Here is a 24,579-nt window from a genome sequence, read left to right as displayed (position 1 = left end):
GATGAGTTGCCCGCACTGAGAGTTTTGCTCATTTTAGCGATGCTGTGCCGCTCTCCATGACGGAAACAGCAGGGCGTTTTGGAGTCTTTTTACCCTATTGGGCCTTTTGGACGGGTAATTAGAATACAAATTGGCGTGTGTTCGAACGATCGTTCCTGTTGCCGCCTTATAAGATATTCATTTCATGACTTATATGCGACACCAGAAATGAACAACAAAATATTTGTGACAAGTCCTCTGCTGCCTCCCCTGGAGGAGTTCATACCCTACCTGGAAAAAATGTGGTCCAGCAGAACGCTCACAAATGGAGGGAGTTTCCACCAGGAGCTGGAGACATCCCTGGCGAGTTATCTCGGCGTTAAGTATGTCAGTTTGTTTTCCAATGGTACGCTGGCTTTATTGACTGCGCTGCAGGCATTACGCGTGACGGGCGAGGTGATAACCACACCCTATTCCTTCGTGGCAACGTCGCACACACTATTATGGAATGGGCTCACGCCCGTTTTCGCCGATATCGATCCTTTAACATTTAACATTGACCCGGATAAAATAGAGGCGCTGATCACACCTCAGACCACGGCTATTTTACCGGTTCATTGTTACGGTATTCCTTGTGAGGTCGATAAAATTCAGCAAATCGCCGATATTTATGGCCTTAGAGTCATTTATGACGCAGCGCATGCTTTTGGTGTTAAAAATAGTGAAGGAAGTGTGCTGAATAACGGCGATTTATCCGTGCTGAGTTTCCATGCGACGAAAGTGTTTAACACCTTTGAAGGCGGGGCGATCATCTCCCACGATTTGAAAACAAAACAACGCATTGATTATCTTAAAAACTTTGGGTTTGCAGGTGAAACCAAAGTGGTTGCACCGGGCATTAACGCCAAAATGAGCGAAGTGAATGCCGCCTTTGGTCTGCTTCAGTTAAAGCATATTGACCGCGCCCTGCTGGCAAGAGAGCAAATTTATCAGCGCTATATGCGTGAGTTGCCATCGGCACCCGGTCTGTCCTGCTATGAATTTACCGGGGAGTATGAGTGGAACTACGCGTACTTCCCGCTGCTGGTGGAAGAAGCATTTCCACTCACTCGTGACGAACTCTATGAAATGCTTAAGGAAGAGGATATTTATGCGAGACGCTATTTTTATCCTCTAATAAGTTCTTTCTCAATGTACCGTCATTTACCGTCGGCAGGACCTGATGAATTGCCGGTGGCAAATCAAATTGCGGAAAAAATCCTGTGCTTGCCGATCTTTCCCGATCTCACTGACGAAGAGCAGGGGAGAATTATTGCGGCACTGCAACGTTTAAGTCGGTCTAAATGTTCTGACGATGTAAACGAAAAAAATGTTAACCTGGGTGAATTAGCAATTAATGCATAACAAATCAGACGGTTGACTAAATTATACGCGTCATATTTTGCACCAGCCTTCGTCCAGGGCGCGGCCTGCCTCAAAAGCACAATATGACGCGGCAAAGTGAATAAACCCATTTGTCTAAATAACCCCTCATTTCACCCACTATTCATCCGATTAAAACCCCTCCAGAATCGGATAATAATGCCGATAACTCAATTAACGCAGGGCTGTTTATCGTGAATTCACTCTATACCGCTGAAGGTGTAATGGATAAACACTCGCTATGGCAGCGTTATGTCCCGCTGGTGCGTCACGAAGCATTGCGCCTCCAGGTGCGATTGCCGGCGAGTGTGGAACTGGACGACCTGCTACAGGCGGGCGGAATCGGGTTACTGAATGCAGTAGACCGATACGACGCTCTGCAAGGAACGGCATTTACGACTTACGCAGTACAGCGTATTCGTGGTGCGATGCTGGACGAACTGCGCAGCCGTGACTGGGTGCCGCGAAGTGTTCGCCGCAATGCCCGCGAAGTGGCACATGCTATAGGACAGCTTGAGCAGGAACTGGGACGCAACGCGACGGAAACCGAAGTGGCGGAGCGGCTTGGCATTGCTGTGGCTGATTATCGCCAGATGTTGCTTGATACCAATAACAGCCAGCTCTTCTCTTATGATGAGTGGCGTGAAGAGCATGGCGATAGCATCGAGCTGGTGACTGATGAAAATCAGAATGAAAACCCGTTACACCATTTACTGGAAAGTAATTTACGCCATCGCGTAATGGAAGCTATTGAAGCTTTACCGGAACGCGAACAGCTGGTGTTAACCCTTTATTACCAGGAAGAGCTGAATCTTAAGGAGATCGGCGCGGTTCTGGAAGTGGGGGAGTCTCGGGTGAGCCAATTGCATAGCCAGGCCATTAAACGCTTACGAACCAAACTGGGTAAGTTATAGGCGATGTATCGCCCGAAAAGTGCCGCACAACGTATTGACAACCAGGAGTTATCATGACGGTGCAGCAATCTAAAAGACGGCCTTTAAGCCGCTACCTAAAAGACTTTAAACACAGTCAGACGCATTGCGCCCATTGCAATAAGTTACTTGACCGTATCACGCTGGTACGTCGCGGCGAAATCGTGAATAAGATCGCGATATCACGCCTCGACACCCTGATGGATGAATCCGCGTGGCAGGAAGAGCAGCAGGAGTGGGTGGCCTTATGTCGGTTCTGTGGCGATCTGCATTGCAAAGAGCAAAGCGACTTTTTTGACATCATCGGCTTTAAACAATTCCTGTTTGAGCAAACCGAGATGAGCCACGGAACCGTGCGCGAATACGTTGTTCGTCTGCGTCGTCTGGGCCAGCATCTAACGGTGCAAAACATCTCCCGCGATCTGCTGAAAACCGGCTATCTGGATGAAAATCTGGAGCCGTGGCTGCCGGCTACCAGCACCAACAACTACCGCATCGCCCTGCGTAAGTACGCGCAATATAAAGCGCAAATGCCAGGTGTGATTAAGCAGAAAGTCTACGCCGGGACAACTTCTGATATATATTAAAATTGAATAAGATGTAGCGGACTCGTGTTTGACGTTATAAACGAAATCCCTACACTACTCAAAAAACCACTATATCGGGGTAACTATGAAATTAGCACTTCTGGGTCGTCAGGCACTGATGGGCGTCATGGCTGTGGCGCTGGTCGCAGGGATGAGCGTGAAAACGTTCGCCGCTGAAAATCTGCTGAATAAAGTGAAAGAGCGCGGCACGCTGCTGGTGGGACTGGAAGGGACGTATCCGCCGTTCAGCTTCCAGGGTGATGATGGCAAACTGACCGGTTTTGAAGTTGAGTTTGCAGAAGAGCTGGCGAAGCATCTGGGCGTGAAAGCGTCTCTGAAGCCGACCAAATGGGACGGTATGCTGGCGTCGCTGGACTCTAAACGTATCGACGTGGTCATCAACCAGGTCACCATCTCTGATGAGCGTAAGAAGAAATATGATTTCTCTACGCCGTACACCGTCTCCGGTATTCAGGCGCTGGTGAAGAAAGGCAACGAAGGCACGATTAAATCGGCCGCCGATCTGAAAGGCAAAAAAGTGGGCGTCGGTCTGGGCACCAACTATGAAGAGTGGCTGCGCCAGAACGTACAGGGCGTGGATATTCGCACCTATGATGATGACCCGACCAAATACCAGGATCTGCGCGTCGGCCGTATCGATGCCATTCTGGTTGACCGTCTGGCCGCGCTGGATCTGGTGAAGAAAACCAACGATACCCTGGCCGTAGCCGGTGACGCGTTCTCGCGTCAGGAAGCCGGTGTGGCGATCCGCAAAGGTAACGAGGACCTGGTGAAAGCTGTCGACGGTGCTATTGCCGAGATGCAGAAAGACGGCAGCCTCAAGGCGCTCTCCGAGAAGTGGTTCGGGGCAGACGTCACCAAATAAGTCTTTCCCTGAAAAAAAGGCGCTTTTAAAAGCGCCTTTTTCATTTCTGGCACTTCAGCGTGCATAATAAAAATAATAAACAAAAACAGCGTTACCGGAGGATCCATGTCACTGCAAAATTTAACGCGTTTTCCGCGCCTCGAGTTTATCGGCGCGCCAACGCCACTGGAGTACTTACCGCGTTTTTCTGACTATTTAGGGCGCGATATCTTTATCAAACGTGACGACGTGACCCCTATGGCGATGGGCGGGAACAAGCTGCGTAAGCTGGAGTTTCTCGCGGCGGATGCGCTGCGTGAGGGAGCGGATACACTGATCACCGCCGGTGCCATTCAGTCTAACCACGTGCGCCAGACGGCGGCAGTGGCGGCGAAACTGGGGCTGAACTGCGTAGCGTTGCTGGAAAATCCCATCGGGACGCGGGCGGAAAACTATCTCACGAACGGCAACCGCCTGCTGCTGGATCTGTTCAACGTGCAGATCGAAATGTGCGATGCCTTAACGGATCCGGCGGCTCAGCTGGAAGAACTGGCAACCCGCGTTGAAGCGCAGGGTTTTCGTCCGTATGTGATCCCGGTCGGCGGATCTAATGCCCTGGGTGCGCTGGGCTATGTGGAAAGCGCGCTGGAAATTGCCCAGCAGTGCGAAGGGGCGGTGAGCCTCTCCTCTGTGGTGGTGGCATCCGGTAGCGCCGGGACGCATGCCGGGCTGGCGGTCGGGCTGGAGCAGCTCATGCCGGATGTCGAACTTATCGGGGTGACCGTCTCCCGCAGCATAGCGGATCAGAAGCCGAAAGTCGTCACCCTACAGCAGGCAGTTGCGCAGCAGCTCGACGTGCAGGCGAAAGCCGATATTTTGCTGTGGGATGACTATTTTGCGCCAGGCTATGGCACGCCAAACGAAGAAGGGGTGGAAGCGATAAAACTGCTGGCGCGTCTGGAAGGCATCCTGTTAGATCCGGTTTACACGGGTAAAGCGATGGCCGGGCTTATCGACGGCATTACCCAGAAGCGCTTTAAGGATGAAGGGCCGATTCTGTTTGTCCATACCGGCGGAGCGCCCGCGCTGTTTGCTTATCATCCTCACGTTTGAATCACGGGTCGAAAATAATAATGCAAGAAAGTATTCAACTGGTTATTGATTCATTGCCGTACCTGCTGAAAGGGGCGGTGTTTACGCTGCAGCTCAGTCTCGGAGGGATGTTCTTTGGGCTGGTGTTGGGCTTTATCCTCGCGTTGATGCGCATGTCGTCGATCCTGCCGGTACGCTGGCTGGCGCGTTTTTACATCTCCGTGTTTCGCGGTACGCCGCTGATCGCCCAGCTTTTCATGATCTACTACGGTCTGCCGCAGTTCGGCATTGAGCTGGACCCGATCCCGGCGGCGATGATTGGTTTGTCGCTGAATACCGCGGCGTACACCTCTGAAACGCTGCGCGCGGCGATCTCCTCCATCGATAAGGGCCAATGGGAAGCGGCGGCCAGTATCGGGATGACGCCGTGGCAGACCCTGCGTCGCGCGATCCTGCCGCAGGCTGCACGCGTGGCGCTTCCCCCGCTCAGCAATAGTTTTATTAGCCTGGTCAAGGACACGTCCCTTGCGGCGACAATCCAGGTGCCGGAGCTGTTCCGTCAGGCGCAGCTTATCACCTCGCGCACGCTGGAAGTTTTCACCATGTACCTGGCGGCTTCGCTGATTTACTGGATCATGGCGACGGTGCTTTCCGCACTGCAAAACTATTTTGAAAACCAGCTTAACCGCCAGGAGCGAGATCCGAAATGAGTGCTATCGACGTCAAAAACCTGGTCAAAAAATTTCACGGACAGACCGTACTGCACGGTATCGACCTGGAGGTGCAAGAGGGCGAAGTGGTCGCGATTATCGGGCCGAGCGGCTCGGGTAAAACCACGCTGCTGCGCAGCATCAATTTGCTGGAGCATCCGGAAGGGGGCACCATTCGGGTCGGTGATATTACTATCGATACCGGTAAGTCTCTCGGGCCGCAAAAAGGGCTGATTCGCCGTCTTCGCCAGCATGTGGGCTTTGTATTCCAGAGCTTTAATCTGTTTCCGCATCGCACGGTGCTGGAGAACATTATTGAGGGGCCGGTCATCGTAAAAGGTGAACCGAAAGAAGAGGCCATTGCGCGTGGGCGGGAGCTGCTGGCGAAAGTCGGGCTTTCCGGGAAGGAGACCAGTTATCCACGCCGTCTGTCGGGCGGGCAGCAGCAGCGTGTGGCCATTGCCCGTGCGCTGGCGATGCGCCCGGACGTGATCCTCTTTGATGAACCGACTTCTGCGCTCGATCCAGAGCTGGTGGGCGAGGTGCTGAACACCATTCGCCAGCTGGCGCAGGAGAAACGCACGCTGGTTATCGTCACCCACGAGATGAGTTTTGCCAGAGATGTGGCTGACAGGGCGATTTTCATGGACCAGGGTCGCATTGTCGAACAGGGCCCCGCAAAAGAATTGTTTACGCATCCCCAACAACCTCGCACCCGTCAGTTCCTGGAAAAGTTCCTGACACGGTAGAGATTCTCCTGACTGATTTGCTCCAGAAGGACGTTCTGGAGCAAATTATTCTCCAGATTTGCCTGTTTATAGATGCTTATATTCTATTTATCGACACTGAAAGTGAGGAACATGAAAGTTATTCTCACTTGGGTCGATATTTTATACATATAAATAAGATTTATGTGTTAGGTTATATTCACCATAATAATGATTATCTTTTTCAGGGGCTTCATTCAGTAAGTATGAGGGATACAGACTTTTTCACCTGGCGACGGAATTGCTTCCTGCGATTCCAGCAAATGGGGACGGCGGACGAGGTTTATCAGGAACTTCAGCAACAAACACAGGATCTTGAATTCGATTATTACTCACTCTGTGTTCGCCATCCGGTTCCGTTTACGCGCCCTAAAATTACAGTTCATTCGAGCTATCCGGCTGAATGGATGTCGCAATATCAGTCAGAAAATTATTTCGCCATTGACCCGGTATTAAAGCGGGAGAATTTCATTCAGGGACACCTTCCCTGGACGGATGCGTTATTTTCTGAGGCACAGCCGCTATGGGACGGCGCGCGCGACCACGGTATTCGCAAGGGAATTACGCAGTGTCTGATGCTGCCTAATCACGCGCTCGGTTTTCTCTCCGTTTCTCGCGCCAGTCAGTTTGGCAAAATGATGGACAGCGATGAAATAGAGCTGCGTCTGCAAATGTTAGTGCAAATGGCATTGACGTCGTTGCTGCGCTTTGAGCATGACATGGTGATGCCGCCAGAGATGAAATTCAGCAAGCGCGAGAAGGAAATTCTGAAGTGGACGGCTGAGGGCAAAACGTCGGCTGAAATCGCGATTATTTTGTCGATCTCAGAGAATACGGTGAACTTCCATCAGAAGAATATGCAGAAGAAATTCAATGCGCCGAATAAGACGCAGATTGCCTGCTACGCGGCGGCAACGGGATTCATCTGACCACACATTAGTTGTTCTGCGTGCCAGACACGAAAACGGCTGAATGCAATGCGTTCAGCCGTTCTTTTTTTACTGGCGGTAAGCCTGTTTAATTTGCTTAACCGTATCGGCAAATACATCTGCCTGGCCCTGATCTTCCATCTGGGCGATCTGCTTTTCCATCTTAATGATCACACGGCCCGCGTCAGCCTGGCCCATCGCCTGCAGCATAAGTGCCAGCAGTGCTTTCAGACAGGATACTTCCTGCGCCAGTTCTTGGTTATTTTCGGCGGTGGCGAATTCAGGTGTGCTCATTGTTATTCCTCATTACAAAACGGCGCTAGAGCGCGACGATGAAAGTTATGGCGGCGGAGTATACCACAACAGAGAGGAAAAAAAGCAGTGGTTATTTTTTGTTCAATCGTGCGCTTTGTTTATTTAAGTAAACACGTTTTAAGTGTAATCACTATAATGTTTTAACCAGCCTAAATTGTTTATAGCCCGTTCTCTTGCTGTTAATTATTGTTACAAAAATATAAGAGCCGTACTTTCCTGGCGCAGAGGGGCGATCTTTTCGTAACTTTTTGAATACAGCGGCTTAAAAATAACGGTATTTGACTTTTTAAATCCGATTCTCTTTCCACTTGCTGTACAGGCTAATTTCCAAAAACGAGAACGAAATCGAATGACATGCTTTTTAGCGTTTTAAACTTGGGCAGAAAACCGTTAATATAAGCCAAATTAGTAGTCAGTAGCGTTATCCCTATTTCTGGAGACATTCCTTTGATCAACGTTCTACTTGTTGATGACCACGAACTCGTGCGCGCAGGGATACGACGCATACTTGAAGATATAAAGGGTATTAAAGTCGCCGGTGAAGTTTGCTGCGGCGAAGACGCCGTGAAATGGTGCCGTACCCACTCAGCCGATGTAGTCCTGATGGACATGAACATGCCTGGTATTGGCGGCCTTGAAGCCACGCGTAAAATCGCGCGTGCTTACGTGGACACCAAAGTCATCATGCTGACCGTCCACACGGAGAACCCATTGCCCGCGAAAGTGATGCAGGCCGGGGCCGCAGGCTATCTCACCAAAGGCGCTGCACCACAGGAAGTGGTTAATGCTATTCGTTCAGTGTTCGCCGGCCAGCGCTATATCGCGTCGGATATCGCTCAACAGATGGCGTTAAGTCAGATTGAACCGGAAAAAACCGGATCGCCATTTGCCAGTTTGTCTGAGCGTGAATTGCAGATTATGCTGATGATCACCAAAGGCCAAAAGGTGAATGAGATTTCTGAGCAGCTGAATCTCAGTCCGAAAACGGTGAACAGCTACCGCTACCGTATGTTCAGTAAACTGAACATTCACGGCGATGTCGAACTCACTCACCTGGCCATTCGTCATGGTCTGTGTAATGCAGAGACCCTAACAAGTCAGTGAGTAATGTGTTCGATTCAAAATCTTTCCTGAAAACCGTAACCAGCCAGCCTGGCGTATATCGAATGTATGACGCTGGCGGTACGGTTATCTATGTTGGCAAAGCCAAAGACCTTAAAAAACGTCTTTCCAGCTATTTCCGCACCAATCTGGCCTCCCGTAAGACGGAAGCGCTGGTGGCGCTGATTCAGCAGATCGACGTCACCGTGACGCACACGGAAACGGAAGCGCTGCTGCTCGAACATAACTACATTAAGCTCTATCAGCCGCGCTATAACGTATTGTTGCGCGATGATAAGTCATACCCGTTCATTTTCCTCAGCAGCGACACCCACCCGCGTCTGGCCATGCATCGCGGGGCGAAACATGCGAAAGGGGAGTATTTCGGTCCTTTCCCTAACGGGTACGCCGTGCGTGAAACCCTGGCGTTGCTGCAGAAAATCTTTCCGGTTCGCCAGTGCGAAAACAGCGTCTATCGCAACCGCTCCCGCCCTTGTCTGCAATACCAGATTGGCCGCTGTCTTGGCCCATGCGTAGCGGGACTGGTCAGCGAAGAGGAGTACGCGCAACAGGTTGACTATGTGCGTCTGTTCCTGGCGGGTAAAGACGATCAGGTCTTAACGCAGCTGATTGCGCGAATGGAAAAAGCCAGCCAGGCGCTGGCGTTCGAAGAGGCCGCACGTATCCGCGATCAAATTCAGGCGGTGCGGCGCGTTACGGAAAAACAGTTTGTGTCGAATACCGGCGACGATCTGGACGTCATTGGCGTTTCCTTCGATGCCGGGCTGGCCTGCGTTCATGTTCTTTTTATACGTCAGGGCAAAGTCCTGGGCAGCCGCAGCTATTTCCCGAAAGTGCCGGGCGGTACTGAGCTGGGTGAAGTGGTTGAAACTTTTGTCGGTCAGTTCTATTTGCAGGGCAGCCAGATGCGCACGTTGCCATCGGAGATCCTGCTCGATTTTAATCTTGATGATAAAACTTTGCTGGCGGACTCCCTTTCCGAGCTGGCAGGGCGTCGCGTTAACGTTCAGACCAAACCGCGCGGCGATCGCGCGCGCTATCTGAAGCTGGCGCGGACCAACGCCGCGACGGCGCTGACGACGAAGCTTTCTCAGCAATCGACCGTTCACCAGCGCCTGGCGGCGTTGGCTACGCTGCTGAAACTGCCGGAAGTGAAGCGGATGGAGTGTTTCGACATCAGCCATACAATGGGTGAGCAAACCGTCGCCTCCTGCGTGGTGTTTGATGCCAACGGGCCGGTGCGCGCGGAATATCGTCGCTACAACATCACCGGGATTACGCCGGGTGATGACTATGCGGCGATGAATCAGGTGCTCCGCCGTCGCTATGGTAAAGCTATTGAAGAGGCCAAAATCCCGGATGTCATTTTGATCGACGGCGGGAAAGGGCAGCTGGGCCAGGCGAAAGCCGTTTTCGCTGAGCTCGATGTGCCGTGGGATAAACATCATCCTTTACTGCTTGGCGTGGCAAAAGGGACCGATCGTAAGGCCGGTCTGGAAACACTCTTCTTCGAACCGGAAGGTGAAGGCTTCAGTCTGCCGCCGGATTCCCCTGCGCTGCATGTGATCCAGCATATTCGTGATGAGTCGCACGACCATGCCATCGGCGGACACCGTAAAAAACGCGCTAAAGTGAAAAACACCAGTACGCTTGAGACAATCGAGGGCGTCGGGCCAAAACGTCGACAGATGTTGTTGAAGTACATGGGTGGATTGCAAGGATTACTCAACGCCAGCGTGGAGGAAATTGCAAAAGTGCCGGGTATTTCGCAAGGGCTGGCAGAAAAGATCTACTACTCGTTGAAACATTGAGGGCTCTGTAGCAACATAGAGCTAAATTTTACTGACAACAGACAGTTACCGTCACTATGCGATTTAACATCCCTACGTTGCTCACGCTTTTTCGCGTCGTCCTTATCCCCTTCTTTGTGTTGGCTTTTTACATGCCTTTCACGTGGGCTCCTTTCGCATGTGCGCTGATCTTCCTGGTGGCTGCGGTGACGGACTGGTTTGACGGCTATCTGGCCCGTCGCTGGAATCAAAGCACGCGGTTCGGTGCGTTCCTCGATCCGGTTGCCGATAAGGTGATGGTTGCCATTGCGATGGTGCTGGTGGCAGAGCATTACCACACCTGGTGGGTGACGTTACCTGCGGCGACCATGATCGCCCGTGAGATCATCATCTCCGCCCTGCGCGAGTGGATGGCTGAGCTGGGTAAACGCAGCAGCGTGGCGGTCTCCTGGATTGGTAAAGTGAAAACTACCGCGCAGATGGCGTCGCTGGTGTGGATGCTGTGGCGTCCAAACGCGTGGGTCGAGTGGGCGGGTATCGGCCTGCTGTGGGTTGCAGCGGTGCTGACGCTGTGGTCAATGCTGCAGTACCTGAACGCCGCACGCGGCGATTTGCTTGAACAGTGATCGTTTCGGCGCAATTTTCAGCAAACGATCCTGGGATGCAAAAATAACGTTGACTCACATCGTCATATAAGTAGAATGCAACGCATCGAACGGCGGCACAGTCAGCCGGACGATAATGAAATCAAGTGATTACAAATGACTTGGTGACATGCGGGAATAGCTCAGTTGGTAGAGCACGACCTTGCCAAGGTCGGGGTCGCGAGTTCGAGTCTCGTTTCCCGCTCCAAATTAAAAGCATCGGCAGTTGCGGGTGCTGGTCGAAAGACAACAGATTTACGGCGCGTTAGCAAAGCGGTTATGTAGCGGATTGCAAATCCGTCTAGTCCGGTTCGACTCCGGAACGCGCCTCCAATTTCTTCCCGAGCCCGGATGGTGGAATCGGTAGACACAAGGGATTTAAAATCCCTCGGCGTTCGCGCTGTGCGAGTTCAAGTCTCGCTCCGGGTACCATGGGAAAGCCAAGAATAATCAAAGCAATAAGCAGTGTCGTGAAACCACCCTCGGGTGGTTTTTTTGTTTTTGTCCCTCGCCATCTTCACGCTTCTTACTTGCCTCTATTTTCATTCTGGCTGGTGAGCCGAAATATGCCCGGAGATATACAGGATGAGAAATAAATCCGTGTACGACCCCCGGCTAAAACGTGCTTAAAGAGAGGAGAAGGTTTGAGCATTAAGAATACAGTGAAGAAACAAAGGACCTTCCATGATAGAACCCCGAAAACGTTATATTTAAGCATTGATGAAATGCTAGTTTAGTATGGGTAATTTATAACCTCTAAACAAATACTCTCTGCTTCAATTATCCGTCCTTCATTCTTTTAATGCGCAGGCATAATATTCATCGGCAATTTTATTGGGGACGATATTTGACCGGATAATTTCACCGCAGAATTTCGGGGTCAGAGTCTGGTATGTTGTGCTCAAACCCTGCCTCTCACCATGTGCATAACGCACTGCCTGGCTCAGTGTTCTGCCCGCCGGGCACCGGCATTTAAAGAGTCCTCGCCCGAAGTGTGGTAAGCTCCTTTTCTTTTTTTCAGGAGTATCAGTAATGACTGAAGGCCCATTAAATGAAAACGAAATGGAGTGGCTGGAAGAGACATTAATCTCTCACGGTCATGACGATGCGTCTGTGCTTGACGTTTCCGAACTCGACGGCATGCTAACCGCAGTGCTGTCCGGTCCTCTTGTGGTGGAACCCGACACCTGGCTGGTGGCGATCTGGGGCGGTGAAAAACATATACCGCGCTGGAAAAACGATCGTGAAATGCACCGTTTTATCGATCTTTGCTTTAAGCATATGAACGACATCGCCGAGCGCCTGAGCGACTATCCCGACCAGTTTGAGCCAGTCTTTGGTGAGAACGATGTCGAGGGGACCACCTATACCGTGGTGGAAGAGTGGTGTTACGGCTACATGCGCGGAATGGCACTGACCGACTGGTCTACCTTGCCGGAAGAGCTGAAACCCGATCTGGCGGTGATCGCTCTGCATGGTTCGGAAGAGAACGTTGATCGCGTTGAAGCAATGACGGAAGAAGAGTATCAGGCGAGCGTGGACAGCATCCGTCCGGCGGCGATTCGTTTATATAACTACTGGCTGGCGAATCCACAGCAGCCGGAGGCCAAAAAGCCGATCGTCAACGGGACCAAAGTGGGGCGCAACGATCCGTGCCCGTGCGGAAGCGGGAAGAAATTTAAAAGCTGCTGTTTGCATTAATAAAAAAGGGCTCGCAATGAGCCCTTTAATTACCGCCGAGTGCCTGCAACTCGTCAGTTTATCCCACCTCCGGCAACAGCCCCGCAGCAATCGAAAACTGCACCAGAATCACCACAATCCCACAGATAAATACCAGCCCTAACAGCGGTTTTCCGCCCCACACCCGGTAACCCGAATCAGGGTGCTGCTGACGGCTTTTCCACGCCAGCAGGGAAGGGAGCAAAAGAGCCAAGACGGCCAGCGCTACACCCGCGTAGCCCAGCGCCATCACAAACCCACGCGGATAGAACAGTGCGAAGGCCAGCGGCGGAAGGAAGGTAATCAGGCCCGTCTGGATGCGTCCGCTGACGGAGCGTTTGCGCTGGAACAGATCTGCCAGATAGTCGAACAACCCGAGGGCTACGCCGAGGAAAGAGGTCGCCAGCGCCAGATCGGCAAACAGATGCACTGCCAGCTCAACGTGCGGCGAAGCCACCACTTCACGCAGCGCCTGCAAGAATCCGTTCAGACCTGAATGATCGGCCATTAAGCCAATAAACGTTGACGAATCAATGCTGCCCAGAGTCACCAGTTGCCAGAAGATATAGGCAATGAGAGGGATCGCGCTGCCGATAATGAACACGCGGCGCAGTTTACGAATATCGCCATTCATATAGCTGACGATACTCGGCACGCTGCCGTGGAAGCCGAACGAGGTGAAAATCACCGGAATAGCAGAAAGCGCCAGCCCCTGTTGCAGTGGCAGGGTGAGCAAATTCACTTTGTGAACGTGCGGAGCCAGCAGTGCGAGCATCACCACCAGGAAAACAATCTTGGCGCTGAAGAGAAAGCGGTTAAACAGATCGACCAGCGACGTTCCCACGCATACCACGCCCCCGCCAATCAGCGTAAAGAAGATCACGCCGGTCGCCGGAGAAATAGCAGAGCCAAACCAGTCGTTGACGCTTGACGCGATCAGCTCGCCTGCGCCGCTCATGTAGGCCGCTGTCAGGGCATACATCAGAAACATCATGCTAAATCCCGTAATCCACTGACCGTAGCGGCCAAGATAGCGGGCGGCCAGCGAGCCAAGACCCGTATCGGCAGGAACGTGCTGATAAACTTCAAGCAGCAGTAATGCGGTATAGCACATCAGCGCCCACAGGCAGGCCAGAAGCACTAGCGTGACGCTAAATCCGACGCCCGCAGCGGCCAAGGGCATCGCCAGCATTCCTGCGCCAATCGTCGTGCCAGCGACGATAAAAATACTTCCCAGAGTTCTGTTCTTCACGCTTTCCTCTACCACAACCGCTAATCGCAACCTAATCTGCGGCGCAGAGTAAGACAAAAGTCGTTACTCGTCAAATCACCGTTACAACCGGTGTAATTATATTTTTACAGTTACAAACCTGTGCCAGCGCAAGGCAGCAGGGCGCATACCTGTTTAGACTGTGGCTTTGATTTGGAGGGGTTATGCCATCGATTCACGGACATGATGTGCTCAATATGATGATTGAGTCGGGTGAGCAGTACACGGAGCAAAGCCTGGTTCAGGCGATTGATTCCCGTTTTGGCAATAATGCGCGCTTTCATACTTGCTCGGCAGAGAATATGACAGCGGCGGAGCTGGTGGCATTTCTGGCGGCGCGGGGGAAATTTATTCCGGCAGACGAGGGGTTTTCAACGCACGTAAGTAAAATCTGTCGCCATTAAAAAAAAGGGGAGCCAGAAGGCTCCCGAAACTTTATTTCTGCGTGTCGAGAGTCGACAGCTCTTTATCAATAAAGTACAAACCTTCGCCTGATTTACCCGCCAGCGATAATTTATCGAGTACGGATTTAAACAGTTTCTCTTCTTCGTGCTGTTCTGCAACATACCACTGCAGGAAATTAAAGGTCGGATAATCCTGGCCAATCATCGCCGCGTGAGTCAGTTCGTTAATTTTCTGGGTGATCAGCTGCTCGTGTTCGTAAGTGGCGCGGAACAGTTCGTCCAGTGACGCATACTCAGCGAACGGAGATGCCACTGGATTAATGCGTGGCAGGCTGCCGGTGTCAGCGAGATAATCGAACAGACGCTGCATGTGCGTCATCTCTTCCTGGGCGTGGCGACGCAGGAACGCGGCCGCGCCTTCAAAGCTGTGGTAGCTGCACCAGGCACTCATTTGTTGATAAAGCAGGGATGAAAAAAGCTCGAGGTTCATTTGTTCGTTGAGCTTATCGATCATTTCAGTTTTCAGCATAGTGCAGCTCCATGGAATTATTTATTAGTCAGTCAGGGCGTCACTATAATTTGTTATTTAATTATTTGCAAAAGGTAAAATAAAAGATTAATTATTCAAAATACGAATGGGAATAAAACGCATTGGCAGTTGTTTATATATATTAATGAGAATGGTTTCGCTTCGTATTAAATAGACTGCCAGTGGAAACTGGCAGTCTATTATTATTGCCAGGTTTGCGTGGCTGCGGGATTTACCGCATACCCCATGCATTTGTACTGGATAGTGACGGTCTGGTTGAGGCAAACCGACCCGCTGAACAAGCTGCAGGTTTTTATCGGCTGACCATAGAAAGAGGCGGTCGCGAAGCCCATGCTCTGGCACTCGCGCGTGGCCGTCCCGTTGGTGACATAGTCATCGTAACGGGCATTCTGGAAAATCGCCTGACCGTAATCCAGTCGCACAACGCCGCCTGGCGCATCGGCGTTACTCACCTGCGCCTGACGAGTGACCGTGCAGCCCGCGAGGAGCAGAAATAAACCGGCAACGAATAATCTCTTCATATTTCGCTCTGATTCAGTGTAAACACGCTATTTTACCGCCTGCCAGAACGGTCAATGCCGCGAATAGCCGGACGAATTTCCCTCTCTCTTTTCAACGACATGATTTGGTGGGAGAGCCTGTCGAAGATTATGCAAAACCCCAGTGATGATGGCGGCACGGGGCAAAAGCGGCGCTGGCCCGGGAAAGTATCCGCAAAAGGGATGCGAGGCGTCCGGCAGCTCCTCGCAGGACGTGTGTTCCCCAAAGGTTTTTTACTGTCTTTCAAAAGCAGTCTAGCCAACGGCTGGATTAATGAGCAGGTATTTCTTAACGTTGAGTAACCGCATCTCATTTCTTCTCCATTGCCTGATTATGTGAAGCGGCTTTCGTTTTTTAAAACATTTTTTCAGTTAATTTGAAAGTGCGTTTGTTAGATAGTAAGGTTGTCTGGATTCGCTATCTTTGGCGGCAACACCCGCAACGTATTCAGGAGATGAAGAATGAAAATTGCACTGATGATGGAAAACAGCCAGGCTGGCAAAAACGCCACTATCCTCAACGAATTGAAAACCGTCGTTGATGAGAAAGGTTTCCCGGTCTACAACGTCGGGATGAGTGACGAGAACGATCACCATCTGACTTACATCCACCTGGGTATCATGGCCAGCATCCTGTTAAATTCTAAGGCGGTGGACTTTGTGGTCACCGGTTGCGGGACAGGCCAGGGCGCGCTGATGTCGCTGAACATCCACCCGGGCGTGATTTGCGGTTACTGTATCGACCCGGCAGATGCGTTCCTGTTTGCCCAGATCAACAACGGTAACGCGCTCTCTCTGCCATTCGCCAAAGGCTTCGGCTGGGGTGCTGAGCTGAACGTGCGCTTTATCTTTGAAAAAGCGTTTACTGGCCGCAAAGGCGAAGGGTATCCGCCAGAGCGTAAAGAGCCACAGGTGCGTAACGCCGGTATTCTGAACCAGGTGAAAGCCGCCGTAGTGAAAGAGAACTATCTGGATACCCTGCGTGCAATCGATCCTGAGCTGGTGAAAACCGCCGTTTCCGGTCAGCGCTTCCAGCAGTGCTTCTTCGAAAACTGCCAGGACAAAGAGATCGAAGCATTTGTTCGCGGTATCGTAGGCTAAACCGCTATCTGAATGAAAAGCCAGCTGCGCTGGCTTTTTTTATGCCTTGTTCGACACCGCGCTCCCCGCATCTTTCGTCAGCCGCAGAGTATCCACCATCCCCACCAGGCAAATCAGCGCGATAGCGACAAAGGCCAGTCGAAAGCTGATCCCCGGCACGCTTGCCATGCCCAGCAAATCGCCCATTTTCTCGCCAATCCGGATTCCAATCGCCCCGAGAGTGATCCCAAGCCCGACCGCCAGCTGCGTCGCCGTGGAAAACAGCGTATTGGCGTAGCTCATTTGTGCCGATGGCACATCCGCAAAGGCCAGCGTACTGACCGCCGTAAACTGAATCGAACGGAACACCCCGCCCAGATAAAGGATCAACATAATCAGCCAGACCGGCGTCTGCGGTGAGATAAACGCGCAGGCCAGCAGGGACAATACGTTTAGCGCTCCATTTATTAGCAGCAGTTTTCGGAAACCCAGGCGACGGATCAGAGGCGTGGTGGCAGGTTTAATCGTCAGGTTACCGACAAATACTGCCAGCACCAGCAGACCAGAGTGAAAAGCATCCATCCCAAAGCCTACCTGGAACATCAGGGGGAGCAGGAAAGGAACCGCGCTTATGGAGGCGCGAAACAGTGAGCCGCCGTACATCGTTACTCGAAACGTCGGAACCTGCATGGCGTCGAGGCGAATCATCGGCCACTGGGTGCGCTGGAAATGGCGCAGAGCGTAGATAAGCGTGACCGCCCCTACAACCAAAAGTGCCAGGGTGAGCACCCCTTGTGAATGCTGTGCACCCATCGACTCCATGGCGTACACCAGGCTCACCATCGCAATCGTGGTGGCGATAAAGCCCGGCGTATCGAAGGGACGACGTTCATCGTCGTGCAGATCGGGAATGATGCGCAGCGCCAGAATAATCGCCACGATCCCGAGGGGTACATTAATAAAGAAGATCCAGCGCCAGTCGGCGTAGCTGGTAATAAAGCCGCCGAGGGGCGGCCCGATAATGGGTGCCACCAGCGCGGGCCAGGTGAGGGTGGCGATAGCGGTGATCAGCTGATGTTTAGGCGTCGTGCGCAAGACCGCCAGCCGCCCGACCGGGACCATCAGCGCACCGCCCATGCCCTGTAGCACGCGCATAGCGACAAACTGATCCACCGTGGTGGATAGGCCGCAAAAGACGGAAGCGAGGGTGAAGATCGCCAGCGCCACGGCAAACACTTTGCGTGCGCCAAAGCGGTCGGCGATCCAGCCGCTGGCGGGGATTAAGACTGCCAGCGTAATCAGGTAGGCGCTGATGCCGATATTCAAATCCACGGCCTGTACGCCAAAGCTTTTCGCCATATCGGGAAGCGCGGTGGCAATCACGGTTCCGTCGAGAAACTCCATAAAGAATGCCCCGGCAACCAGCAGTGCCGCTGGCGACAGCCCGCGGTTCTCCTTCCCGGTGATGTTGTCAGTCATCGTTACCCTGCCATATCAAAAAAATTTATAAAAATTTACTGGAACTTATCGGTTTCTAAGCTGCGGATTTGTCATGGATTTTTGTAACAATCCCGCAGCATTGCTGATTTTGTAACCGTGATTTGCGTCACATAATCATTGATTTTTGTGACGCTGGTCATATTATATGCGCATAGACAATAACACCTGCATAACACATTACCGGAGCATCAAATGAAACTGCGCAAAATCCTGAAAAGCATGTGGGCTAACTACTGCAATACGTTTAAAGACGTACCGCCAGGCGCAATGTTCTGATGAAAAAAACCTGCTTCGGCAGGTTTTTTTATGCCTGCGTTCGACGAGAGGGAAGATGAAAGGGCTATCGTTTTGCTACTATGGCGCTCTTTATGTAAGGAGCTTCCTATGTCTCAAAATCTGAGCGCCGATCAGGAACTGGTATCTGACGTCGTCGCATGCCAGTTGGTCATCAAACAAATCCTGGATGTGTTAGACATTATCGCGCCGATTGAAGTGCGTGAAAAAATGTCCACCCAACTGAAAAACATCGATTTCACCAGCCATCCTGCTGCGGCGGACCCCGTTACGCTTCGCGCCATTCAAAAAGCCATCGCGCTTATCGAACTCAAGTTCACACCGCAGGGTGAGTCACACTAAAATAAACCGATGTTTTGAATTTAGAAACAAGTTTATGCGAAAGGGCGACAGCAATGTCGCCCTTTTGACGTTCAGAAGAAGGTCTGCACCAGCAGATAGCTGGCGGCACAGGCACAGCTGACGCCGATAAGTCCCGGCAGAATAAAGCTGTGGTTGATGATGAATTTGCCAATTCGGGTAGTACCGGAGCGGTCGAAACCGATACAGGCCAGATCGCTCGGGTAGGTGGGCAGCACGAAGTAACCGTAGGAGGCCGGGAAGAAAGCAATCAGCATTTTTGGCTCAATCCCCAGCATCAGGCCCATCGGTGCGACGGCGGTCAGTGCTGCGGCCTGGCTGTTTACCAGTTTGGAGACCAGGAACAACACGATGGCGTAAGTCCACGGATGGCTTTTTACTACCCCTTCCAGCGCCATTTTCAGCTCGTCGAGGTGCGCCTGGAAGAAGGTATCGCTCATCCACGCAACCCCGAAGACCGAGAAAATCGCCACCATCCCGGCCTTAAACACCGCACCGTTCGAAATGGCAGAGGCGTTAACCTTACAGGCAATCAGCATCACGGCACCGGCAATCAGCATCATCATCTGGATGACGAGATTCATGGAAAGCGCTGTCATTTTGCCTTTGATTTCAAAGGCAGGGCGCAGCTCGGGCAACGCCCCCAGCAGCACCACGACAGCAATGCCGGCGAAGAAAATCCACGTCGACCAGTATGCCTGCTTCGGAAAACGCTGGTTCATCAGCGTTTCGGTGGTGCCATAGATAAATTCGCGCTGTTTCGGGTCGCTGAGTTTTTCCTGGAATTCCGCATCGTCAGCCAGATCTTTTCCGCGACGCAGGCTCCAGAGCGCGGCAATCATCACCCCAAACAGCGAAGCGGGTACGGAGACGGCCAGAATCTCGAGGATCCCCCACGCCTGACCGATACCGTGCTGGGCGCCAATAATTGACACCAGTGATACCACGGCAACAGAGACCGGGGACGCCGTAATCGCCATCTGCGAGGCAACAGAAGCAACGGCCATTGGGCGTTCCGGGCGAATACCTTTTTTTAGCGCGATGTCGGCGATAATCGGAAACATGGTGTACACCACATGGCCGGTCCCGCAGAGAAACGTCAGCATCCAGGTGGTAAAGGGAGCGAGGAGGGTGATGTGCTGCGGATGTTTTCTCAGCAGGCGCTCAGCAAACTGCATCATGACATTCAGGCCACCCGCGGTCTGCAGGGTCGCCGCGCAGCCAATCACGGCAAGGATCGTCAGCATGACGTCCACCGGCGGTTTACCGGGCTGGAGTCCAAACACAAAACTTAAAATGAAAAGACCGATACCGCTTATCAGCCCAAGGCCCATCCCGCCGAACCGCGTTCCTACCAGCAGGCAGAGGATAATGACAATAAACTCGATGGTGATCATGAAGCTCCCTCGTCAATCAAAGTGAAATGAAATAAATCATTTCACTTTGTAAGGTTATTGGCTGGGAGCCAGATCTGATTTGTTAAATTTCAATAAAAGCAGTTACTTGGTAACCATTATTTAACAATTGTGGATAACTTGCCGGGTATCAGTGGCCCTGACAGTTCACCAGATTAAGCAGATGCTGGTCAGTCTGCGTCATGCACAGCCCGGCACGCTTCGCGCTGCGCACCTCATCCAGAATGGTTTTCAGCAATAACCCATCCTGCTGCTGTTCTTTTCTCATATCACGTAAGAAATCGAGCGTGGTGTCATCATTCAGCGCTTTGGCTTCTCCGGCGAGCGTTTTCAGCATGGTACAGCGCTGCTCGTACTCGTCGAGGGTTTTCTGGAATATCTCTTCCAGCGATGAACAGGCGTCATCGGAGATCACACGCGCTTTGACAATCGGGTTAGCCCCGGCCTGTTTCATATAGTCAAAGACCCGCATCATGTGGGTGATATTGCATTGCGCCTGGGTGCGCAGAAAGGTGGCGGTTCCGTTGAGGCTGTGCTCTGAACACCAGTCGCTCAACTGCAAATAGAGATTGGAGGCGTTGAACTCGAGGTTCATCTGGGTGTTGAGTTTCTGAATCATTCCTGAAGTTGTCATTATAATATCCTTATTTAGAGGAGGGATGATTAACAACAGAATAAAGCCGTTCTGTACCGTCGTTATGTGACCCACTTTTCATTTCCCGTCATGCAATTAGGAATAATGCCCGTAATTTGTAAAAAGAATGAACTGTGATCCACGCACAGGTTTGACGGATGACTTCTTGTAAAATGAAACGATGTTTTATCTATTTCATTTATGAGGATCAAAATGGCCAGAGTGGCGGTATTGTTGGCACCAGGATTTGAAGAAGCGGAAGCAATTATCACGATTGATATCTTGCGCCGTATGCATATTGACGTCGAAACGCTGGCCTGCGCGGAGTCGCGCGCGGTGGTGAGTTATCACAACATCCCGATGGTGGCAGACAGCACGCTCACCGAGCGCGCCGATACGCTGTACGACGCAGTGGTACTGCCGGGCGGGCCGCAGGGTAGCGTGAATCTGGCTGCCAGCCAGGAAGTGGTTCGTTTTGTTAAGGCACATGACGACGCGGGCAAATTGATCTGCCCAATCTGCTCTGCCGCGGCGCGCGTGTTGGGCGGCAACGGCCTGCTGAAAGGGCGTCGCTATGTCTGCTCAGGCGATTTATGGGAAACGGTCAACGACGGGGAATACGTCGATGCGCCAGTGGTAGAGGATCAGAATCTCCTCAGCGGCAAAGGCCTCGGCCACGCGTTTGATTTTGCTCTGACCCTGGCCGCCCGTTTACAGGGGGATGAAGCACCGGTTCGCGATCACGCGGATCATATTTACTACGCCTGGTAAATTCTTACGCGGACGCTACGGCGTCCGTATTGCAGGGACGTCTTAGCTGACCTTATGGATAATTCTGCTTAATCCCCTCCAATTTGTCCGACAATACCCGCCTTTTTTATGTCATTTATCGCTGAATATATGTACGCAATTACTGTAATTCTGCGGTGTGATGCCGCTCTCTTATGGATGATTAATTTCCCGCTAAAACTATCTCCAGCACCATCACTTATTCAAGGGTGAGCGCTAATACCTTGTTTTACGTCCGATTAAATAAAAAGCACGACACTATACCCTACATATAAGAATGCTAATGCTGGAGTTAACCATGCACAAATTTACTAAAACGCTGGCGGCCATCGGCCTGGCTGCCGTTATGTCACAATCCGCTATGGCAGAGAATTTAAAGCTCGGTTTTCTGGTGAAACAGCCTGAAGAACCTTGGTTCCAGACCGAATGGAAATTTGCGGATAAAGCCGGGAAAGATCTCGGCTTTGATGTCATCAAAATTGCCGTACCCGATGGTGAAAAAACACTGAACGCCATCGACAGCCTGGCGGCCAGCGGCGCGAAAGGTTTTGTCATTTGTACGCCAGATCCGAAACTCGGTTCGGCCATTGTGGCAAAAGCGCGGGGTTACGGCATGAAGGTAATTGCGGTTGACGATCAGTTCGTCAACGCCAAAGGCAAACCGATGGATACCGTTCCGCTGGTAATGATGGCGGCCACCAAAATTGGTGAGCGTCAGGGCCAGGAACTTTATAAAGAGATGCAAAAACGCGGCTGGGATGTGAAAGAAACAGCCGTTATGGCGATCACCGCGGATGAACTGGATACCGCGCGTCGCCGCACGTCCGGTTCGATGGACGCGCTGAAAGCGGCCGGGTTCCCGGAAAAACAGATCTATAAAGTCCCGACGAAATCGAATGATATTCCAGGCGCCTTCGACGCCGCAAACTCCATGCTGGTGCAGCACCCTGAAGTTAAACACTGGCTGGTGGTCGGCATGAACGATAACACCGTGCTGGGCGGCGTGCGCGCGACAGAAGGTCAGGGCTTTAAAGCGGCGGATGTCATCGGCGTCGGCATTAATGGCGTGGATGCGGTGAGCGAGCTGTCTAAAGCGCAGGCGACCGGCTTCTACGGCTCGCTGCTACCAAGCCCGGATGTGCATGGCTATAAATCCAGCGAAATGCTCTACAACTGGGTGACGAAAGACGCTGAGCCTCCGAAGTTCACCGAGGTGACGGATGTGGTGCTGATCACCCGCGACAACTTCAAAGAGGAACTGGCGAAAAAAGGGCTGGGCGGTAAGTAATTTGTTGTGATTGCGCCCCTCGATGCGGAGGGGCCAGACGTACACTACTCGAATCACGGAGACGTTATGCAACAGTCTGACCCGTATCTCTCTTTTCGCGGCATCGGGAAAACGTTCCCCGGTGTAAACGCGCTGACCGATATCAGTTTCGACTGCTATCCCGGTCAGGTCCACGCCCTGATGGGGGAGAATGGCGCAGGGAAATCCACGCTGCTAAAAATCCTCAGCGGAAACTACGCCCCGACGACCGGCACGCTGGCGATTCGCGGCGAAGAGATGGTGTTTGCCGATACCACGGCAGCGCTGAATGCTGGCGTCGCTATCATTTATCAGGAGCTGCATCTGGTACCTGAAATGACGGTGGCGGAAAACATCTATCTGGGACAATTGCCTCACAAGAGCGGGATCGTCAATCGCTCGCTCCTCAATTATGAAGCCGGACTGCAGCTGCAGCATCTCGGGCTGGATATCGACCCGCAAACGCCGCTGAAATATCTGTCAATAGGCCAATGGCAGATGGTGGAAATTGCCAAGGCGCTCGCGCGCAACGCAAAAATTATCGCCTTTGATGAGCCGACAAGTTCGCTCTCGGCGCGTGAGATCGACAACCTGTTCCGGGTGATCCGCGAGCTGCGCAAAGAAGGGCGCATCATTTTATATGTTTCGCACCGTATGGAAGAGATTTTTGCCCTTAGCGACGCCATCACCGTGTTCAAAGATGGCCGCTACGTGCGCACCTTCACCGATATGCAGCAGGTCAATCATGACCAGCTGGTGCAGGCGATGGTCGGACGTGAACTGGGGGATATCTATCACTGGCAGCCGCGAGAATACGCTGCCGAGCGTTTGCGTCTGGAGAGCGTAAAAGCGCCAGGTGTGCGTACGCCAATCTCCCTGTCGGTGCGCAGCGGCGAAATCGTCGGTCTGTTCGGGCTGGTGGGGGCAGGGCGCAGCGAGCTGATGAAAGGGCTGTTCGGCGGCACGCGGATCACCGCAGGCCAGGTGTATATCGACGGTCAGCCGGTGGATATTCAGAAACCGGCTCACGCGATCCGCGCGGGGATGATGCTCTGTCCGGAAGATCGTAAAGCCGACGGGATTATTCCGGTCCACTCTGTGCGCGACAACATTAACATTTCGGCACGCCGAAAATTCATTCGTGCCGGATGCCTGATCAACGACAGCTGGGAAAACATTAACGCCGATTACCATATTCGCTCCCTGAATATTAAAACCCCCGGTGCTGAACAGCTCATCATGAATCTTTCCGGCGGGAACCAGCAAAAGGCCATTCTGGGCCGCTGGCTGTCGGAAGAGATGAAAGTCATTTTGCTGGATGAACCGACGCGCGGCATCGACGTCGGGGCTAAGCACGAAATCTATAACGTCATCTATGAGCTGGCAAAACGCGGCGTGGCGGTGTTATTCGCCTCCAGCGATCTGCCCGAAGTGCTGGGCGTTGCTGACCGCATCATCGTGATGCGCGAAGGGGATATCGCCGGTGAATTGCTACATGAACAGGCGAATGAACAACAGGCGTTGAGCCTCGCCATGCCTAAAGTCAGCCAGGCTGTCGCCTGAGC

27 protein-coding genes and 3 tRNA genes are annotated in these 24,579 nt (G+C 52.3%); 23 read left to right on the top strand and 7 right to left on the bottom strand.

Features of this window, described 5'->3' with window-relative positions; translation table 11 throughout:
- Positions 1–207: 207 nt before the first annotated feature.
- The 8 genes from ABIE11_RS05230 (at position 208) to sdiA (ending at position 7,283) form a co-directional block, all read left to right on the top strand.
- A complete protein-coding gene (locus ABIE11_RS05230) occupies positions 208–1,383 on the top strand; it encodes a DegT/DnrJ/EryC1/StrS family aminotransferase (protein WP_429184094.1) in 1,176 nt (391 codons plus the stop codon).
- 212 nt (positions 1,384–1,595) lie between these two features.
- A complete protein-coding gene (gene fliA / locus ABIE11_RS05225; RefSeq protein WP_100779721.1) occupies positions 1,596–2,315 on the top strand; it encodes an RNA polymerase sigma factor FliA in 720 nt (239 codons plus the stop codon).
- 53 nt (positions 2,316–2,368) lie between these two features.
- A complete protein-coding gene (gene fliZ, locus ABIE11_RS05220; RefSeq protein ID WP_100779722.1) occupies positions 2,369–2,920 on the top strand; it encodes a flagella biosynthesis regulatory protein FliZ in 552 nt (183 codons plus the stop codon).
- Between the two features lie 85 nt (positions 2,921–3,005).
- Positions 3,006–3,806: a cystine ABC transporter substrate-binding protein gene (gene tcyJ / locus ABIE11_RS05215; protein WP_100779723.1), complete on the top strand. Its 801-nt coding sequence runs from the start codon at positions 3,006–3,008 to the stop codon at positions 3,804–3,806.
- A gap of 105 nt (positions 3,807–3,911) precedes the next feature.
- Positions 3,912–4,898: a D-cysteine desulfhydrase gene (dcyD, locus tag ABIE11_RS05210; protein ID WP_429184093.1), complete on the top strand. Its 987-nt coding sequence runs from the start codon at positions 3,912–3,914 to the stop codon at positions 4,896–4,898.
- Between the two features lie 20 nt (positions 4,899–4,918).
- Entirely contained in the window at positions 4,919–5,587 is a 669-nt protein-coding gene (gene tcyL / locus ABIE11_RS05205) for a cystine ABC transporter permease (protein ID WP_100779725.1), read from the top strand.
- Positions 5,584–6,336: an L-cystine ABC transporter ATP-binding protein TcyN gene (tcyN, locus tag ABIE11_RS05200; protein ID WP_107703333.1), complete on the top strand. Its 753-nt coding sequence runs from the start codon at positions 5,584–5,586 to the stop codon at positions 6,334–6,336. Before tcyL ends, tcyN begins: the two co-directional genes overlap by 4 nt.
- A 224-nt stretch (positions 6,337–6,560) precedes the next feature.
- Positions 6,561–7,283, top strand: coding sequence for a transcriptional regulator SdiA (gene sdiA, locus ABIE11_RS05195; protein ID WP_100780854.1), 723 nt, complete (start codon positions 6,561–6,563; stop codon positions 7,281–7,283).
- A 69-nt stretch (positions 7,284–7,352) separates the two neighbouring features.
- Here the strand turns inward: sdiA and ABIE11_RS05190 are convergent, their stop codons facing one another.
- Entirely contained in the window at positions 7,353–7,577 is a 225-nt protein-coding gene (locus ABIE11_RS05190; RefSeq protein WP_100779727.1) for a DUF2594 family protein, read from the bottom strand.
- Positions 7,578–8,045: 468 nt separating this feature from the next.
- Between ABIE11_RS05190 and uvrY the strand changes: the two genes are divergently transcribed.
- From uvrY to ABIE11_RS05155, 7 genes are all read left to right on the top strand, one after another.
- Positions 8,046–8,702: a UvrY/SirA/GacA family response regulator transcription factor gene (gene uvrY, locus ABIE11_RS05185; RefSeq protein ID WP_100779728.1), complete on the top strand. Its 657-nt coding sequence runs from the start codon at positions 8,046–8,048 to the stop codon at positions 8,700–8,702.
- On the top strand, positions 8,699–10,531 hold the full coding sequence (uvrC, locus tag ABIE11_RS05180; protein WP_100779729.1) for an excinuclease ABC subunit UvrC: 1,833 nt from the start codon (positions 8,699–8,701) through the stop codon (positions 10,529–10,531). Before uvrY ends, uvrC begins: the two co-directional genes overlap by 4 nt.
- A 56-nt stretch (positions 10,532–10,587) precedes the next feature.
- The gene (gene pgsA / locus ABIE11_RS05175) at positions 10,588–11,136 is read left to right on the top strand and encodes a CDP-diacylglycerol--glycerol-3-phosphate 3-phosphatidyltransferase (RefSeq protein ID WP_100779730.1); all 549 of its coding nucleotides are present in this window, start codon (positions 10,588–10,590) and stop codon (positions 11,134–11,136) included.
- Positions 11,137–11,286: 150 nt separating this feature from the next.
- Positions 11,287–11,362 (top strand) — tRNA-Gly (locus ABIE11_RS05170).
- A gap of 51 nt (positions 11,363–11,413) precedes the next feature.
- A tRNA-Cys gene (locus ABIE11_RS05165) sits at positions 11,414–11,487 on the top strand.
- A 12-nt stretch (positions 11,488–11,499) separates the two neighbouring features.
- Positions 11,500–11,586, top strand: a tRNA-Leu gene (locus ABIE11_RS05160).
- Positions 11,587–12,186: 600 nt separating this feature from the next.
- Positions 12,187–12,855 (top strand): YecA family protein, encoded by a 669-nt coding sequence (locus ABIE11_RS05155; RefSeq protein ID WP_100779731.1) that lies wholly within the window; start codon positions 12,187–12,189, stop codon positions 12,853–12,855.
- A gap of 58 nt (positions 12,856–12,913) precedes the next feature.
- Here the strand turns inward: ABIE11_RS05155 and tyrP are convergent, their stop codons facing one another.
- Positions 12,914–14,125 (bottom strand): tyrosine transporter TyrP, encoded by a 1,212-nt coding sequence (tyrP, locus tag ABIE11_RS05150; RefSeq protein WP_129036089.1) that lies wholly within the window; start codon positions 14,123–14,125, stop codon positions 12,914–12,916.
- Positions 14,126–14,307: 182 nt separating this feature from the next.
- On the opposite strand from tyrP, the gene ABIE11_RS05145 reads away from it, so the two are divergent.
- On the top strand, positions 14,308–14,547 hold the full coding sequence (locus tag ABIE11_RS05145) for a YecH family metal-binding protein (protein WP_429184092.1): 240 nt from the start codon (positions 14,308–14,310) through the stop codon (positions 14,545–14,547).
- 31 nt (positions 14,548–14,578) lie between these two features.
- On the opposite strand, the gene ftnA is transcribed toward ABIE11_RS05145, so the two are convergent.
- Positions 14,579–15,076, bottom strand: coding sequence for a non-heme ferritin (ftnA, locus tag ABIE11_RS05140; RefSeq protein WP_100779734.1), 498 nt, complete (start codon positions 15,074–15,076; stop codon positions 14,579–14,581).
- A gap of 203 nt (positions 15,077–15,279) precedes the next feature.
- Complete coding sequence (gene yecR, locus ABIE11_RS05135) at positions 15,280–15,618, bottom strand: YecR family lipoprotein (protein ID WP_429184091.1); 339 nt, start codon at positions 15,616–15,618, stop codon at positions 15,280–15,282.
- 54 nt (positions 15,619–15,672) lie between these two features.
- On the opposite strand from yecR, the gene ABIE11_RS05130 reads away from it, so the two are divergent.
- Both ABIE11_RS05130 and ABIE11_RS05125 read left to right on the top strand, forming a co-directional pair.
- The gene (locus ABIE11_RS05130; protein WP_429184090.1) at positions 15,673–15,939 is read left to right on the top strand and encodes a hypothetical protein; all 267 of its coding nucleotides are present in this window, start codon (positions 15,673–15,675) and stop codon (positions 15,937–15,939) included.
- Between the two features lie 159 nt (positions 15,940–16,098).
- Positions 16,099–16,737 carry an RpiB/LacA/LacB family sugar-phosphate isomerase gene (locus tag ABIE11_RS05125; RefSeq protein ID WP_100779736.1) on the top strand — a complete coding sequence of 213 codons (639 nt, stop codon included), beginning with the start codon at positions 16,099–16,101 and terminating at the stop codon, positions 16,735–16,737.
- A 39-nt stretch (positions 16,738–16,776) separates the two neighbouring features.
- Here ABIE11_RS05125 and ABIE11_RS05120 read toward each other — a convergent pair whose 3' ends face one another.
- Positions 16,777–18,195, bottom strand: a complete 1,419-nt coding sequence (locus tag ABIE11_RS05120) for an MFS transporter (RefSeq protein WP_429184089.1) — start codon at positions 18,193–18,195, stop codon at positions 16,777–16,779.
- 213 nt (positions 18,196–18,408) lie between these two features.
- Between ABIE11_RS05120 and azuC the strand changes: the two genes are divergently transcribed.
- Both azuC and ABIE11_RS05110 read left to right on the top strand, forming a co-directional pair.
- Positions 18,409–18,492: a stress response protein AzuC gene (gene azuC, locus ABIE11_RS05115; RefSeq protein WP_014832437.1), complete on the top strand. Its 84-nt coding sequence runs from the start codon at positions 18,409–18,411 to the stop codon at positions 18,490–18,492.
- 108 nt (positions 18,493–18,600) lie between these two features.
- A complete protein-coding gene (locus ABIE11_RS05110; RefSeq protein ID WP_015959482.1) occupies positions 18,601–18,852 on the top strand; it encodes a DUF2766 family protein in 252 nt (83 codons plus the stop codon).
- Positions 18,853–18,923: 71 nt separating this feature from the next.
- Here the strand turns inward: ABIE11_RS05110 and ABIE11_RS05105 are convergent, their stop codons facing one another.
- A complete protein-coding gene (locus ABIE11_RS05105) occupies positions 18,924–20,267 on the bottom strand; it encodes an anaerobic C4-dicarboxylate transporter (RefSeq protein ID WP_429184088.1) in 1,344 nt (447 codons plus the stop codon).
- A 148-nt stretch (positions 20,268–20,415) separates the two neighbouring features.
- Positions 20,416–20,919 carry a non-heme ferritin-like protein gene (locus ABIE11_RS05100; protein ID WP_429184087.1) on the bottom strand — a complete coding sequence of 168 codons (504 nt, stop codon included), beginning with the start codon at positions 20,917–20,919 and terminating at the stop codon, positions 20,416–20,418.
- A gap of 213 nt (positions 20,920–21,132) precedes the next feature.
- Between ABIE11_RS05100 and ABIE11_RS05095 the strand changes: the two genes are divergently transcribed.
- The 3 genes from ABIE11_RS05095 to araG all read left to right on the top strand — a co-directional run bounded on the left by ABIE11_RS05095 (position 21,133) and on the right by araG (position 24,577).
- Positions 21,133–21,690, top strand: a complete 558-nt coding sequence (locus tag ABIE11_RS05095; protein WP_429184086.1) for a DJ-1 family glyoxalase III — start codon at positions 21,133–21,135, stop codon at positions 21,688–21,690.
- A 316-nt stretch (positions 21,691–22,006) separates the two neighbouring features.
- Positions 22,007–22,996 (top strand): arabinose ABC transporter substrate-binding protein AraF, encoded by a 990-nt coding sequence (gene araF, locus ABIE11_RS05090; RefSeq protein WP_100780856.1) that lies wholly within the window; start codon positions 22,007–22,009, stop codon positions 22,994–22,996.
- A 66-nt stretch (positions 22,997–23,062) separates the two neighbouring features.
- Positions 23,063–24,577, top strand: a complete 1,515-nt coding sequence (gene araG, locus ABIE11_RS05085; RefSeq protein WP_100779740.1) for an L-arabinose ABC transporter ATP-binding protein AraG — start codon at positions 23,063–23,065, stop codon at positions 24,575–24,577.
- Positions 24,578–24,579 lie beyond the last annotated feature (2 nt).

It is taken from the genome of Lelliottia sp. 489, assembly GCF_050435885.1.
In the GTDB taxonomy this organism is placed as follows: domain Bacteria; phylum Pseudomonadota; class Gammaproteobacteria; order Enterobacterales; family Enterobacteriaceae; genus Enterobacter; species Enterobacter nimipressuralis.
Note: the sequence above shows the minus strand (reverse complement) of the source record. Positions and strands in the feature narration are given on the sequence as shown.